At 74.5% G+C, this 14,051-nt stretch carries 10 protein-coding genes; 7 read left to right on the top strand and 3 right to left on the bottom strand.

Annotation, left to right across the window (positions count from 1 at the left end; genetic code table 11):
* The first annotated feature begins 102 nt into the window (after nucleotides 1-102).
* Entirely contained in the window at nucleotides 103-1,062 is a 960-nt protein-coding gene (locus tag Q7A36_RS07685) for an alpha/beta hydrolase (RefSeq protein WP_305103089.1), read from the top strand.
* Nucleotides 1,063-1,219: 157 nt separating this feature from the next.
* Nucleotides 1,220-1,726, top strand: coding sequence for a hypothetical protein (locus Q7A36_RS07680; protein WP_305103088.1), 507 nt, complete (start codon nucleotides 1,220-1,222; stop codon nucleotides 1,724-1,726).
* Between the two features lie 16 nt (nucleotides 1,727-1,742).
* On the opposite strand, the gene Q7A36_RS07675 is transcribed toward Q7A36_RS07680, so the two are convergent.
* Nucleotides 1,743-2,204, bottom strand: a complete 462-nt coding sequence (locus Q7A36_RS07675) for a GNAT family N-acetyltransferase (RefSeq protein WP_305103087.1) — start codon at nucleotides 2,202-2,204, stop codon at nucleotides 1,743-1,745.
* A gap of 83 nt (nucleotides 2,205-2,287) precedes the next feature.
* Here Q7A36_RS07675 and Q7A36_RS07670 point away from each other — a divergent pair, with 83 nt between their 5' ends.
* Nucleotides 2,288-3,298, top strand: a complete 1,011-nt coding sequence (locus tag Q7A36_RS07670; protein WP_305103086.1) for a P1 family peptidase — start codon at nucleotides 2,288-2,290, stop codon at nucleotides 3,296-3,298.
* Between the two features lie 269 nt (nucleotides 3,299-3,567).
* Here Q7A36_RS07670 and Q7A36_RS07665 read toward each other — a convergent pair whose 3' ends face one another.
* Nucleotides 3,568-4,623 (bottom strand): class I SAM-dependent methyltransferase, encoded by a 1,056-nt coding sequence (locus tag Q7A36_RS07665; protein WP_305103085.1) that lies wholly within the window; start codon nucleotides 4,621-4,623, stop codon nucleotides 3,568-3,570.
* A gap of 197 nt (nucleotides 4,624-4,820) precedes the next feature.
* On the opposite strand from Q7A36_RS07665, the gene Q7A36_RS07660 reads away from it, so the two are divergent.
* Nucleotides 4,821-5,759, top strand: a complete 939-nt coding sequence (locus Q7A36_RS07660) for an adenylate/guanylate cyclase domain-containing protein (protein ID WP_305103084.1) — start codon at nucleotides 4,821-4,823, stop codon at nucleotides 5,757-5,759.
* Nucleotides 5,760-5,883: 124 nt separating this feature from the next.
* Here the strand turns inward: Q7A36_RS07660 and Q7A36_RS07655 are convergent, their stop codons facing one another.
* Nucleotides 5,884-7,029, bottom strand: coding sequence for an amidohydrolase (locus Q7A36_RS07655; protein ID WP_305103083.1), 1,146 nt, complete (start codon nucleotides 7,027-7,029; stop codon nucleotides 5,884-5,886).
* Between the two features lie 77 nt (nucleotides 7,030-7,106).
* On the opposite strand from Q7A36_RS07655, the gene Q7A36_RS07650 reads away from it, so the two are divergent.
* Genes Q7A36_RS07650 through Q7A36_RS07640 form a run of 3 tightly spaced genes read left to right on the top strand, consistent with a single transcriptional unit; the run spans nucleotide 7,107 to nucleotide 13,852 of the window.
* Entirely contained in the window at nucleotides 7,107-8,978 is a 1,872-nt protein-coding gene (locus Q7A36_RS07650; RefSeq protein WP_305103082.1) for an autotransporter assembly complex protein TamA, read from the top strand.
* Nucleotides 8,978-12,793, top strand: coding sequence for a translocation/assembly module TamB domain-containing protein (locus Q7A36_RS07645; RefSeq protein ID WP_305103081.1), 3,816 nt, complete (start codon nucleotides 8,978-8,980; stop codon nucleotides 12,791-12,793). Before Q7A36_RS07650 ends, Q7A36_RS07645 begins: the two co-directional genes overlap by 1 nt.
* A gap of 6 nt (nucleotides 12,794-12,799) precedes the next feature.
* On the top strand, nucleotides 12,800-13,852 hold the full coding sequence (locus Q7A36_RS07640; RefSeq protein ID WP_305103080.1) for a DUF2252 family protein: 1,053 nt from the start codon (nucleotides 12,800-12,802) through the stop codon (nucleotides 13,850-13,852).
* Nucleotides 13,853-14,051 lie beyond the last annotated feature (199 nt).

The following is a 14,051-nucleotide window of genomic DNA, read 5'->3' as shown; positions in this document are numbered from 1 at the left end:
GGGGAATGGCATCGCCGCCGCAAGCATCGGCGCGCGACGATCCGGAGTCTTGCGGCGGAAGCCGGACCCGTTTCCAGTAATTGCCGCTTAGGGGAGGTTGGAATGGCGGACCCGCGACTCGATCCGGAGATGGCGGCCTTCAACGCGATGATGGAGGCCCGGGCGGCGGCGCTGCCGCCAATCCGCCTGACCCTGCCCTTCGACGGCCCGCGCGCCCTGACCGAGGCGCTGAACCTGCCGCTCTCGGAAGGCGGGCCGGTCATGGCCGAGAGCGGCGACCGCTGGGTCTGGGTGCGCGGGCGACGGGTCCAGTGCCGCTACCATCGGCCGGATCTACCCGGACCCCTGCCCCTCCTCCTCTACCTGCATGGCGGCGGCTGGGTCTGGAACAGCATCGACACGCATGACCGGCTGATGCGCGAATACGCCGCGGCCGCCGGCTGCATCGTGGTCGGGCCGGACTATGCGCTGAGCCCGGAGGCGGTCTTCCCGCAGGCGCTCGAGGAAAGCGCCGGCGTCCTCCGCTGGCTGGCCGGGCACGGTGCGGACTGGGGGATCGATACGGGGCGCATCGTCCTCGGCGGCGATTCGGCGGGCGCCAACCTCGCGGCCGGCCTTGCCCTCTGGCTGCGCGACGGGGGCGCGCCGGTGCCGCTGCGCGGGTTGCTGCTGAACTACGGCGTCTTCGATTCCCGCCTCGACACGCCGAGCTACCGGGAATTCGCCGAAGGCTACGGCCTGACGCTCGAGCGCATGCGCTTCTACTGGAGCGTCTATGCCCCGCGCGAGGCCGACCGGCTCAACCCGCTGGCCGCGCCGCTGCGCGCCGATCTCGCCGGCCTGCCGCCCTGCCTGCTGCACGTCGCGGAACTGGACGTGCTGGCCAGCGAGAACCACGCCATGGCCGAGAAGCTGCGCGCGGCGGGCGTGCCGGTGGAGACGCGGCTCTTCCCCGGCACGGTGCATGGCTTCCTGCGGGCGCTTGGCCATGTCGGCCAGGCGCGGGAGGCGGTGGCGGCGGCGGGCACCTGGCTGCGGGCGCGCTTCGGCGAAGCGCCGTAGCCCGGCACGCAGGCTGCGCGGCCGGATTTTCCCGTCCTGACACGGATTGACAGGCAGCGGCCGGCGCGCCGCGGCATTGCCCAGGTGGCGGGACAGGCAGGGAGGGACCCGCCCCGGCGCGCGGGACCGCGCCACCCCCATTGCGAGGACCAGGGACATGCCAGAGAAGGCCCAGGAGCGCATGGCGGAACGGCCGCCGCTGGAGGCCCGGCCGCAGGAGAAGGCAGGCGCGGAACTGCCGGGCCGCCGGGGCACCTTCGAGCGCCGCGCGGCGGAGGCGGTGCCGCGCGCGGAGCCGCCGCAGCCCGCGGTGCAGGACGAGATCGCCCGCGGCATGGCGGCGCTGCTGCAGGAGACGACGCGCGGGATGCGGGCGGCGATGCTCATGCCGGTCGCGCCCGGCGCCGGCTTCGCCGAGTGGCAGGAGGCCATGGGTGAGCTGATCACCGGCATGATGCGCAACAACCTCCACCTGATGCAGGAGGTGATGCGCATCTACGATCCGCAGGAGCATGCGGCGCTGCTGCAGAAGGTGATGCAGCAATGGTTCGATGCCGTCTCGCAGGGCCAGACGGCGGTGCTGCGCATGGCCTGCGAGGGCACCGGCCAGGTGCTGAAGCCGCTGGAGGCGATGGCGGAGCGGCAGGGCGCGACGACGCACTGAGCCGCGCCGCGCCCGGTCAGCGCGGCCGGGCCATGAAGCGCGCGCCCTCGCCGTAGCTGGCGAGGGAAGCCCGGTCGGCGCAGGGCGCGTCGCGGAAGCCGTGGCGCGCCCAGACCTCGCCGGTGCCGGGGATGGCGACCAGCGTCGCCCGCGGCAGCGGCGCGGCGGCGAGCAGCGCGCGCAGCACCGCGGCGGCATGGCCGGCGCCGCGCGCCGCTTCGGCGAGCGCGATGTCGTGGATGTGCCAGGCGACGGGCGCCGGCGGCAGCGCGCCGAGCAGCGTGTCGAGCGCGGGAGGCGCCGCGCCGGTCCAGGGATGGCTGACGGCATAGCCGAGCAGCGCCGCGCCCGTTGCCAGCACGCGGCAGCCTGCGGGTGCCAGCGCCAGGCGCTCGGCGAAGACGGCGGGCGATTCCGGGTGGTGCAGGTGGATGCGGTCGGCCAGCGCCTGCACGGCGGGCAGGTCGGCCGCGGTCATCGGGCGCCAGGCGGGAGAGGTGTTGCCGGGATACATCGCCCGGCGGATAGCGCGGGCGGCCGCGGCATGCGAGCCTGCCGCGCATGAGCATCCGACCCGGCCCGCGCAACCTGATCACCGATGTGGACGGCATCCTGGTGGGCAATGCCGAGGACGACCGCGTCCGCACCGGCGTGACCGTGATCTACCCGGAGGCGCGCTGCGCCGCCGCCGCCGATGTGCGCGGCGGGGCGCCCGGCACCTGGAACATCCAGGCGCTCGACCCCACCAGCCTCGGCAACCAGGTGGACGCCATCACCCTCTCCGGCGGGTCGATGTACGGGCTCGAGGCCGGCTGCGGCGTGGTCGCGGCGCTCGGCGCCCGCGGCCGCGGCGTGGTCTTCGGCGGCGCGGTGGTGCCGGTGGTCCCCGGCGCGATCCTCTTCGACCTGATGAATGGCGGCGACAAGGCCTGGGGCGAGGCGCCGCCCTATCGCGCCCTCGGCCGCGCGGCGCTGGAGGCGGCCGGGCCCGACTTCGCGCTGGGCAATGCCGGGGCGGGGCTCGGGGCGCGGGCCAATGCGCTGAAGGGCGGCCTCGGCAGCGCCAGCACCGTCACCGCGGACGGGGTGCAGGTCGGCGCCATCGTCGCGGTGAACAGCTTCGGGAGTGCCGTCATGCCCGGGACCGACCGGTTCTGGGCCTGGCCGCTGGAGATGGAGGGGGAGTTCGGCGGCCTCGGCCCGCCGCCCGCGGACTGGCGGGGCGAGCCGGAGATGCCGCTGCCGCCGAACTACGCGCTGAACCCGATGGCGAACACGACCATCGCCGTCGTCGCCTGCAACGTGGCGCTGTCCAAGGGCGACCTTCAGCGCTTGGCCATCATGGCGCAGGACGGGCTGGCGCGGGCGATCCGGCCGATCCACACGCCCTTCGACGGCGACACGGTCTTCGCCATGGCGACGGGCAAGCTGGCGCTGAGCAACCCGGCGATGCTGGCGCGCCTCGGGCACCTCGCCGCCGATACGCTGGCGCGCGCGGTGGCGCGCGGGGTGTACCATGCCGAGAGCCTGGGAGATCGGCCGGGGTGGCGGGCGTGGCGGGATGCCGGCTAGCGGCGGGGGGTCTGCCCGGGCGTCAGCGGCCACCGGCAGGCAGGCACGGAGGATTGCGCGCGGCCTGCCGCGGATCATCGCCGCAAGCGAACGCCCTGCCGCCACGGATCGGTGTTCCCAGGGCCGAGCCTCCCCGTGAACCGATCGCGTCCCTCCGCCATCGCCCCGGAGCATTCTCACGCTGACCGCGCAGCGTGAGAATGCTCCAGGCTTTTGATCTGAAGAGCAGATTCACGCCTCCGAGCGTTTCCACTTTGCGGCGATCTGCGTTAGCCGCGGGCCTCCAGCACCATGTTGAAGGGGGTCTCGGCGGCCCGGCGCACGGTCCTGAAACCACCTGCGGCGATGACCTCGCGCAACCTCGCCTCGCCCGCCTGCGCCCCGAGTGCGGCGCCCACCTCCTGCGACAGCGAGGTCGGCACGCAGACCAAGGTCGATGCGGCGTAGTAGAGCCGCCCGACCGGGTTCAGGTTGTCCTCCAGCCGGTCGCCGGCCATCGGCTCCACGATCATCCAGGTGCCGTCGGGCTTCAGCATGCGCCTCACCTGCGTCGCCGCGCCGGCCGGGTCACCCATGTCGTGCAGGCAGTCGAAGAAGGTCACCAGGTCGAAGTCGCCATCTCCGATGTCCTTGGCCGCCCCGACCTCGAACCGCGTATTGGCCTCGACGCCGTGCTCGCGCGCATGGGCCCTCGCATGGTCGATGGACTCCGCATCGTAGTCGTAGCCGACGAAGCGGCTGTTTGGGAACGCCTGGGCCATGATCACCGTGGACCAGCCCCAGCCGCAGCCCACATCCGCCACCGCGGCACCACGCTCGAGCTTGCCCATCACGTCGTCAAGCGCGGGAAGCCACTGCTGGACGAGGTTGTTCAGGTAGCCGGGGCGGAAGAAGCGCGCCGTGGCGCATGCCGCGCATTGCAGGTTTCCCCATGGCACGCCGCCGCCGGTCCGGAATGACCGCTCGACCTGGGCTTGGTTCGAATGCCATGCCTCCATGATGTCGAAGGCCCCCATCAGGTTCACGGGGCTGTCCTCGACAACGAAGACCATCGCCTGCTCGGGCGGAAGCTCGAAGCGACCGTTGGTGGAATCGTAGGACAAGTAACCCGCGGCCGCGTTGTGGGCGAGCCATTCGCGCAGGTAGCGCTCGTGCAGGCAGGTCCGGCCGGCCAGCTCGCGCGGCGTCATCGGGCCGCCTTCGTGCAGCGCCTTGTAGAGGCCGAGCGTGTCGCCGAGCCTGACCATCGGCACGCTCGCCGCGCCGCCGAGGTCGCCCAGCATCCTGCCGACGAACTGGTTCAGCCGATCGGTATTGACTGTCATGGCACGTCTCCCTTCGGGACGGACGCGGCCGGATCGTGCTTCAAGGCACCCTCCCCGCCTTCCCTGCAGGCCTTCCCGGTCGCAATCAAGGGAAGCACAAATGCAGCTTGGCAAATTCCGAAACTTCGCCGAAAATCCCGCCATGGGGGCCTGACGCGCCGCCCTCAGGCGCGTGCGGCGCAGAGGAGGTCGCGCTCGTGACGCGGCGGAGGGTGTACCGTTTCGGCGCCTTCGTCCTCGATCCCGCTGGTGAGGCGCTGCTGGCCGCCGGCGGGGGACGCGTACCGCTCAGGCCGCGGGCCTTCGCGCTTCTGCGGCTCCTGCTCGAGAACGCGGGATGCGTGGTGACACGCGAGGACATCCTGGCGGCGCTCTGGCCACGGGTCTTCGTGACGGATGACAGCATTACGCAATGCGTCCACGACATCCGCCGCGCGCTCGGGCCCGGCGCGGTGGGTGCACTCCGCACGGTGCATCGGCGCGGCTACCTGCTCGCGGCTGACGTCGTGGAGAAAGCACCCCAGCCCCGCACCGAACCCGTGCCTGGGGCACGCCGGAGCACGCTGAGCCTGATGGTTTCCGACGTCAGGGGCTTCACCTCGCTCTGCGAGCGCCTCGCGCCCGCGGCGCTGGCCCGGATCACGGCGGCGTATTTCGACGCGCTGACGGGCGAGTTGCGCTCCGCGGGCGCGACCGTGGTGCGGTGCGTCGGGGACACCGTCGTGGCCTATTGGGGTGGACCCGACGACGATCCACGGCACGCGGCGCATGCGTGCCGTGGGGTGCTGCGGGCACACGCGGCCACCGAGCAACTCGTCGGGCAGTTTGCCGAACGTGGCTGGCCGCCGATGCCGACGACCTTCGGAGTCCATACCGGGCGGGCGGTCGTGAGCGAGGCGGGCCCCGCGGGACGTGCCGTGCTGGGAGCGGCGGTGAACCTGACGGTGCGGATCGAGGCGCTCAACAAGCGCCACGGGACCGCCATCCTCGTCAGCGACGCCACGCGGGCGGCGGCGGGCGCGGCCTTCGTGTTCCGGCAGGTCGGCCTTGTCGCGGACGACGCGGAGGGGTCGGTCCCGGCCTACGCGCTGCTCGGACGACGCTCCGCGGCGGCGGCTCGCCCGGACCTGCCGTGACGGCAGAGGGGCGCGGATCCACGGGGCACATGCCGCATCGCGCGGCGCGGCATGCGCGCCCTCCACCCCGGGCAGGTCGGGCGGTCCGGGCCGCGGCGCCTCGGGAGGCGGACCTCGCCGCCGGTCACCCCCCGCCCAGCGCCCGCTTCGCCACCGCCGCCAGGAACCCGCTCGCCACCGGCAGGATCGCGTCGTTGAAGTCGTAGTTCGGGTTGTGCAGCTCGCACCCGCCCTCGCCCGGCCCGTTGCCGATCCAGACGAAGGCCCCCGGCACCTCGTGCAGGAACCAAGAGAAGTCCTCGCCGGTCATGGCCGGCGGGATGTCCCGCCGCACCGCCGTCACCGTGCCCGCCACCGTCGCGGCCAGGTCACGCTCCGCCGCGTGGTTCGCCGTCACCGGCACGCCGACCTTGAACTCCACCTCCGCCCGGAGCCCGAAGGCGGCGGCGATGCCATCCGCCACCCGCCGCATCCCGGCCTCGATCGCCGCCCCCGTCTCGTCCGATAGCCAGCGCGCCGTCCCCTTCAGCACCGCCCGGTCGGCGATCTGGTTCTGCGCCGAGCCCGCCTCGGCGACCGTGACGCTGACCACGCCCGCCTGCATCGGATCGACGTTGCGCGCCACGATCGTCTGCAGCGCGACGATGCAGTGCCCCGCGCCCAGCATCGGGTCGCGCGTCAGGTGCGGCAGGGCGGCATGGCCGGCATGGCCCTCGAAGCCGATCTCGAAGCGCGCCCCGGCGGCCATCACCGCCCGCTCGTGCACCGCCACCGTCCCGGCCTCGAGCCCCGGCCAGTTGTGCCAGCCGAAGATCCGCTCCATCGGGAAGCGCTGGAACAGCCCATCGGCGATCATGGCGCGGGCGCCGCCGCCGCCCTCCTCGGCCGGCTGGAAGACGAGTTGGACGGTGCCCGACCAGCCCTTGTCCTCAATCAGCAGCGCGGCGGCGCCGAGCAGTGCCGTGGTATGGCCGTCATGGCCGCAGGCATGCATGACGCCGGGCACGGTGGAGCGGTGCGGCAGCCCCGGGTTCAGCTCCTGGATCGGCAGCGCATCCATGTCGCCGCGCAGCCCGACGCTGCGGTTGCCGCCGCGGCGGATGGTGCCGACCACGCCATGGCCGCCCACCCCTTCCGTGACCTCGACCCCCATCTCCCGCAACCGCGCCGCGACGAAGGCGGCGGTCTCGCCCTCCTTCAGCGTGAGTCCCGGATGGGCGTGGAGGTGGCGGCGCCAGGCGGTGAGCGATTGGGCAAGCGTATCATTCATGGCACTGTGGTAACCCGACCCCACCTCCTTCGCCATCCTCGGCGGGAACCGAGCCGCAGGAAACTGCTTCCGCAACCGTGCCAGCACGCTTCCGCCGCCTGCCGCTGCTGCTCCTGCTGCTCGCCGGCTTCGCGCTGGCGCAGGAACCGGCGCCGGCGCCCGACACCCTCCCCTATACGGTGGAGATCGCGCCGACCGGTGACGGGCGGCTGGATGCGGCGCTGCGGGCGGTGTCGCAACTCGTCTCGCTGCGCGAATCCGCCCCCACCACGGCGGGCGGCGTGCTCGGCCGCGCCGATGGCGACCGGGAGAGGCTGCAGCGCGCCCTGCAGTCGGAGGGCTATTGGGCCGGCACCTCCCGCATCGCCATGGCCGGCACGGAGGTGGGCGATCCCACCCTCGGGGAGCGGCTGGACGCGGTGCGGCAGCGGCCGCTGCCCATCCGCATCACCATCGACAAGGGCCCGCAATACCGCATCGCCAGCATCGCGCTGCAGGCCGACACGCCGGCGGGGCAGCGGGCGGTCGATGCCGCCGCGGCGACGCCCTATGGCCTCGCGGTCGGCGACCCGGCGCGGGCCGAGCCGGTGCTGGCGGCGGAGCGGACCCTGCTCGACCGGCTGCTCGCCGCCGGCCATCCGCTGGCCACCGTCGCCGGGCGGCAGACCACGGTGGACCATGATCGGCGGGTGATGGACGTCGCCTGGCGCTTCGCCCCCGGCCCGGTCGCGGTCTTCGCCGCGCCGGCGGTCGAGGGCATGACGCGGGTCAGCGGGGACTTCCTGCGCGCCCAGGCCGCGCGCATCGAGGGCGAGCGCTACAGCCCCGAGGCGCTGGAGAAGGAGCGGCAGAGCCTCATGGCGCTCGGCGCCTTTGGCTCGGTCCGCGCCCGGGCGGCGGATCGGCTGGACGAGGCCGGCCGCCTGCCGGTGACCTTCGCGGTGACCGAGCGGCCGCGGCACGCCCTCGGCGTCAACCTGGCCTACGAGACCAATTACGGCCCGAGCGTCCGGGTCTACTGGGAGCACCGCAACCTCTTCGGCCGGGCGGAGCGGCTGCGGCTGGAGGCCGAGATCGCCCGGCTCGGCACCAATGGCGGGCTCGACCAGTCCACCTACCGCATCGGCGGCACCTATCGCGACCCGGCCGTCTTCGGGCTGAACATCGGCCCGGACTGGGCCTTCATCGGCAGCCTCTACGGGCTGCGGGAGCGGCTGGAGGCCTATGACCGCGACGCCGTGACCTTCTCCGCCCTGCTGGAGCGGCGCTTCTCCGAGCGGCTGACCGGCAATATCGGCCCGGTGCTGGATTTCGGCAGCAGCGGCCCGCCGGGCGGCACCCTCACCCCCTACCAGATCGCAGGCGTGCAGGTCGGCGGCCGCTGGGATGCCGCCGATAGCCTGCTCGACCCGGCGCGCGGCTGGCGGGTGAACGGCACCCTTACCCCCTCCTGGTCCTTCCGGGAGAGCACGCCCTTCGCGCCGCTGCGCATCACCGGCAGCACCTACTGGGACGTGCTGGGGGACCGGCGGACGATCCTCGCCGCGCGCGGCAGCCTCGGCTCGCTGCTCGGCGCCGACCTGCCGAACGTGCCGCGGCACGTCCGCTTCTATGCCGGCGGCGGCGGCTCGGTCCGCGGCTACGACTACCAGTCCATCGGCCCGCGCGATGCGCTCAACCGCCCCTCGGGCGGCGCCAGCCTCGTCGAGGCGAGCCTCGAGCTCCGCCAGCGCATCTGGGGCGATATCGGCGGCGTCGCCTTCGTCGATGCCGGCTCGGTCGGCACCTCCTCGGCGCCGGACACCTCGAACCTCCGCTTCGGCGCCGGCCTCGGGCTGCGCTACTACACGGCGATCGGGCCGATCCGGGCGGATATCGCCGTCCCGCTGGTCAAGCAGCGGGACAATTCCGCCTTCGGCCTCTATGTCGGCATCGGCCAGGCCTTCTGATGCGCCGCGCGGTCCGATGGCTATTGGGCATCCTGCTCGCCCTCATCCTGCTGCCCGTCCTTGCGGTCGGCGCCGGCCTGGTCTGGCTGAACAGCGCCGGCGGCCGGGCGACGGTCGCGCGCCTGGCCGGGGAGCAGGTGCCGGGCCTCACCATCGAGGGGCTGACCGGTCCCATCCCCGGCCATCTCGGCGCCGCGCGGATCACCATGGCGGACAAGGAGGGCGTCTGGCTGACCGTCGAGGAGGCGCGGATCGACCTCGACCTCCTCGCGCTCGCCACCCGCACGCTCCGGATCGAGCGGGTCGAGGCGGCGCGCATCGCCCTGCCCCGGCTGCCCGCGTCGGACCCCGCGGCGCCGGCCGCGCCCGAGCCGCCCTCCGACAAGGTCCTGCCGCAGCTTCCCTCCCTGCCCGTCGCGGTCGCGCTGGAGCGGCTGGCGGTCGGGCGGCTCGAGATCGGCGCGCCCATCCTGCAGCAGGACGCCGCCTTCTCCGTCGCCGGCCAGGCCGCGCTGCAGGCGGGCGCGCTGCGGGCGACGCTCGCGCTGCATCGGCTCGATGCCGAGGGCGGCGCCGACCTCGCCCTCTCCCTCGCGCCGGCCGAGGACCGGCTCTCGGCGAAGCTCGCCCTGCGGGAGGGACCGGGCGGCATCGGGCCGACGCTCGCCGGGCTGAAGGACCAGCCGCTCTCGCTCGACCTGGTGCTGGAAGGACCCGCCGCGGGCGCCGCGCTGGACCTGACGGCGGCGCTCGGGCCGGAGATCGGCGCGACGCTCGGCGGCACGGTCCGCGCCCGGCCGGACGGCGCGCTGGGCGCCACCCTCAAGGGCACGGCCCGCGCCGGGCCGCTACTGCCGCCCGCGGCCGCGCCGCTCGCCGTCCCGGCGAGCCTGGCGCTCGACGCCGATCTCGGCGCCGACCAGCGCCTCGCCCTCCGCGACCTGACGGTGGAGGTGCCCGCCGGGCGGCTGGCCGCCCAGGGCAGCGCCGACCTTGGCAGCGAGGCGCTGGATCTCCGGGCGACCCTCGCCCTCGCCGGCGCCGATCGCTTCGGTGCCCTGCTCCCCGCCGGCCTCGGCTGGGATTCGGTGCGGGCCGAGGCCGCGATCGGCGGCACGCTCGGCAAGCCCTCGATCGACCTGACCCTGGTGCCAGAGGGGCTGAAGACGCCCGTGCCGCAGGCCGATGCGGTGCTCGGGCCGGCGCCGCGCCTCGCGGTGAAGGCCGCGCTGCCGGGGCCGAGCCTCGATGCGACGCTCGACGGCGCCGAGGGAAAGCTGACCGCCACCGGCACGCTGGCCGAGCCCATCGCCCTCGATGCCCGCCTTTCCCTGCCGCGCCTCGCCGTGCTGGGCGGCGGGTCGGAGGGCGCGCTGGAGGCGCGGGTGCAGGCCAGCGGCAGGCTGGCCGATCCCGACCTGGTCGTGACGGCCGAATCCGGCCGCATCGCCGCCGCCGGCCATGTCCTCGAATCCCTCTCGCTGAAGGCCGATATCGCCACCCCGGCCTCCGCCCCGCGCGGCACCGCGACGCTGGACGGCAGGCTGGACGGCCTGCCCCTCGCCCTTGCCTTCCGCGGCCGGCCGGAGGGCAGCGCCGTCGAGGTCGAGCAGGGCGAGGCCCGGCTCGGCCCAGCGCGGCTGGAAGCCACCGGCCGGCTCGACCCCGCCGGCCCGGTCTTCGACGGCACGGCGAAGCTGGAGGCGACCGACCTCGCGCCGCTCGGCAGGCTCGGCGGCGTGACGGGCCTCGCCGGCCGGCTCTCGCTGGACGCGACGCTCGCGCCGCGGGACGGGCAGCAGGGCTTCGAGGCGAAGCTCGATGCGCCGCGCCTCGGCTACAACGGCACCGAGGGCAGCCTGCAGGCGACCGCCGCCGGGACCCCCGCCGCGCTCGACTGGACCCTGAAGGGCAAGGCGACCGAGGGCGCCATCTCCGGCCGCGGCCATGTCGAGCAGCAGAATGGCGGCTGGCGCCTCGACCTCGCGGCGCTGGAGGCGCAGGCGATGGGCGAGGCCGTGCGGCTGGCAGCGCCGACCCGCGTCACCCTCGGCGGCGATGGCGGCATCGCGCTGGCCCCGACCGCGCTCGCCATCGCCCGCGGCGGCCGCATCGAGGCGCGCGGGACCTGGGGCCCGGAGCGGGCGGACATCACCGCGAGCATCGCCGCCCTGCCGCTGGCGCTGGCCGAGCGCTTCGCCCCCGACATCAAGCCGCAGGGCACGATCAATGCCGATCTCCGCGCCACCGGCCCGGTGGCGAGGCCCGAGATCCGCGCCACCCTGACCGGCACCGGCCTCGGCGCCGGGGCGGACTGGGCCAAGGGCCTGCCCGCGCTCACGCTCCGCGCCGAGGGCAGCCTCGCCGGCGAGGCAGTGCAGCTTCGCGCCGACCTCGATGCCGGCGCCGCCGGCAAGCTCGCCGCGACGGCCCGGCTGCCCGGCGGCTTCGGCCCGCGCGGGCCGCTCGCCGCGACGCTCGATGGCGGGCTGAACCTGCAGCCGCTGGCCGCCCCCTTCCTCGCCGCCGGCGCGGACCGTGTCACCGGCCGGCTCACCCTGGCGCTGCGGGCGGAGGGCACGGTGGGCGAGCCGCGGCTCGGCGGCCGCGCCACCCTCTCGGGTGCCGAGTACCGCAACACCGCCCTCGGCCTCCGGGTCTTCGACCTGAACGGCACCGTCACCGGCGAGGGCACGCGGCTGGTCGTCGACCGCATCGCCGGGCGGACCGCCGGCAACGGCACGCTCGAGCTGCGCGGCAGCGTCGATGCCGGCGCGCCGGGCTTCCCGGCCGACCTGACGCTGACCGCGCGCAATGCGAGGCCCGTGGTCTCGGACCTGCTCACCGCGACCTTCGGCGCCGACCTCCGCGTCCAGGGGCCGCTGACCGGCGGGGGCAGCGTCGCCGGCACCGTCCGCATCCAGCATGCCGAGATCCGGGTGCCGACCAGCCTGCCCGCCAGCGTCCCGACGCTCGACAATGTCCGCCAGCGCGGCCGCCTGCCGCCGGGCGTCATCCCGCCCGCGCCGCCGAAGCCCCCCGCCCCGCCGGCGCCGCCGCTGAACCTCGCGGTGACCGTCAGCGCCCCGCGCGAGATCTTCATCCGCGGCCGCGGCATCGATGTCGAGCTCGGCGGCGAGGTGAAGGTCGGCGGCACCGCCGCCGCGCCGGTGCCGAGCGGCACGCTGAACCTGCTGCGCGGCACGCTCGACCTGGTCGGCCGTCCCCTGACCTTCCAGCGCGGCACCATCAGCTTCGCCGCGGGCACGATGCTGCCGCAGCTCGACCTGACGGCACAGTCGCAGGCCAGCAGCACCACCATCCTGGTCAACGTCGCGGGCTCGCCCACCGCGCCCAAGGTCACCTTCACCTCGACGCCCGAGTTGCCGCAGGACGAGGTGCTGGCGCGGCTCCTCTTCGACCGGCCGACGAGCAACCTCTCGCCCTTCGAGATCGCCCAGATCGCCGCGGCGGTGGCGCAATTGACGGGCGTCGGCGGCGGCGTGGCCAATCCGCTCGACAAGGTGCGCGGGCTGCTCGGACTGGACCGGCTGGGTGTCACCTCCGGCGCGCAGCAGCAGAGTTCGACGCCGGGGCAGACCGCGTCCACCACCGGCGGGCAGCAGGGCCCGACGGTGGAGGCCGGGCGCTACGTCGCACCGGGCGTCTTCCTCGGCGTGCGGCAAGGCACGCAGGGGGGCCAGACCGGCGTCGGCGTGCAGGTGGAGATCACGCCGCGACTGAAGCTGGAAGGCCAGACCGCGACCGGCCCGGCCGGCGACCGGCTGGGACTGTCCTACGAATTCGAGTATTGATCGGCCATGCCGACCCAGGGGATCGTCGAGGCGCTCGACCGCTACGATGCCTGGCTCGCCGGGCATTGCGAGGTCATCCCCGCCGAACTGGCGCGCAAGCGCCGGATGATGGCGAGCGACCCCTTCGTCCTGCTGCGCGGCACCGCCTTCCGCTACGCCGCGCGCTTCGCCGCCGCGGAGCCGGCGCTGACCGCGGCGCTGCGCGTGCCGAGTTGCGGCGATGCGCATATCGAGAATTTCGGCACCTGGCGGGATGCCGAGGGGCGGCTGGTCTGGGGCGTGAACGACCTCGACGAGGCCGCCATGCTGCCCTGGACCGCCGACCTCCTCCGCCTCGCGGCCAGCGCCCTGCTCGCCCGCCAGGGCAAGGCGCCGCGGGCGCGCGAGGTCGCGGCGACGATCCTCGAGGGCTATTGCGGCAAGCTCGCCGCGCCCTGCGCCTTCGTCCTCGATGCCCGGCATGCGGCGCTGCGGGCCTTCGTCGCGCCGGCGGGTCCCGCGCGGGCGAAGTTCTGGGCGATGATCGAGGGCCTCCGGGAGGCCACGCCGCCGGCCGCCTTCGACGCGGCGCTGCGGGAGGCGCTGCCGCCTGGCGCCAGCGGGATCCGCTTCGCCCCGCGCACCGCCGGCGTCGGCAGCCTCGGCCGGCCGCGCTTCGTCTGCGCCGCCGAGTGGGGCGGCAGCCCGGTGGCGCGGGAGGCCAAGGCACGGGTGCCCTCCGCCTGGATCGAGGCCGGCTTCCCCGGGGCGCTGGGGGTCGATGCCTTGGCCTTCCCGCCGCCCGGGCGGGTGCCGGATCCCTGGTTCCGGCAATCCGCCACGCTCTCGGTCCGGCGGCTGGCGCCGGACAGCCGCAAGCTCGAGGCGCCGGAGGGCGAGCCCGCCGCCCTGCTGCAGGTGCTCGGCGCCATGGCGGCGGAGCTTGCCAACCTGCATGCCGCGGGCGGCGCGGTGGCGGCGGTGGCGGCCGAGGCGAAGGCGCTGCCGCGGGACTGGCTGCGGGAGGCGGCGAAGCGCGAGGCGGCGGCGAATGCCAGGGACGCCGAAGCGCTGCGGTGAGCCCGGGCCGCGGCGCTCAATCGGACTCAACCGGGTAAAATTGCCATCCGGTCGGCCTCAAGACCGGTATTCGGTAGCAACCGCCACCACGCGGTCATTGTATAACCGGCCTATTCTCTCGACCATGGCGGGATGGAGAACGAGCATGTGTTGGCTGGCCTGATCCGCAAACGCGCGGAAGTGGATGGCGAACTTCGCC

The sequence above is a fragment of the Paracraurococcus lichenis genome, from assembly GCF_030657435.1.
GTDB classification, from domain to species: domain Bacteria; phylum Pseudomonadota; class Alphaproteobacteria; order Acetobacterales; family Acetobacteraceae; genus Paracraurococcus; species Paracraurococcus lichenis.
Note: the sequence above shows the minus strand (reverse complement) of the source record. Positions and strands in the feature narration are given on the sequence as shown.

Excerpts from the sequence above, each read along its gene's own strand:
- Q7A36_RS07655 (WP_305103083.1), bottom strand. The coding sequence starts at position 7,029 with ATGAATGATACGCTTGCCCAATCGCTCACCGCCTGGCGCCGCCACCTC.
- Q7A36_RS07680 (WP_305103088.1), top strand. The coding sequence starts at position 1,220 with ATGCCAGAGAAGGCCCAGGAGCGCATGGCGGAACGGCCGCCGCTGGAG.
- Q7A36_RS07685 (WP_305103089.1), top strand. The coding sequence starts at position 103 with ATGGCGGACCCGCGACTCGATCCGGAGATGGCGGCCTTCAACGCGATG.
- Q7A36_RS07645 (WP_305103081.1), top strand. The coding sequence starts at position 8,978 with ATGCGCCGCGCGGTCCGATGGCTATTGGGCATCCTGCTCGCCCTCATC.
- Q7A36_RS07665 (WP_305103085.1), bottom strand. The coding sequence starts at position 4,623 with ATGACAGTCAATACCGATCGGCTGAACCAGTTCGTCGGCAGGATGCTG.
- Q7A36_RS07670 (WP_305103086.1), top strand. The coding sequence starts at position 2,288 with ATGAGCATCCGACCCGGCCCGCGCAACCTGATCACCGATGTGGACGGC.
- Q7A36_RS07675 (WP_305103087.1), bottom strand. The coding sequence starts at position 2,204 with ATGACCGCGGCCGACCTGCCCGCCGTGCAGGCGCTGGCCGACCGCATC.
- Q7A36_RS07640 (WP_305103080.1), top strand. The coding sequence starts at position 12,800 with ATGCCGACCCAGGGGATCGTCGAGGCGCTCGACCGCTACGATGCCTGG.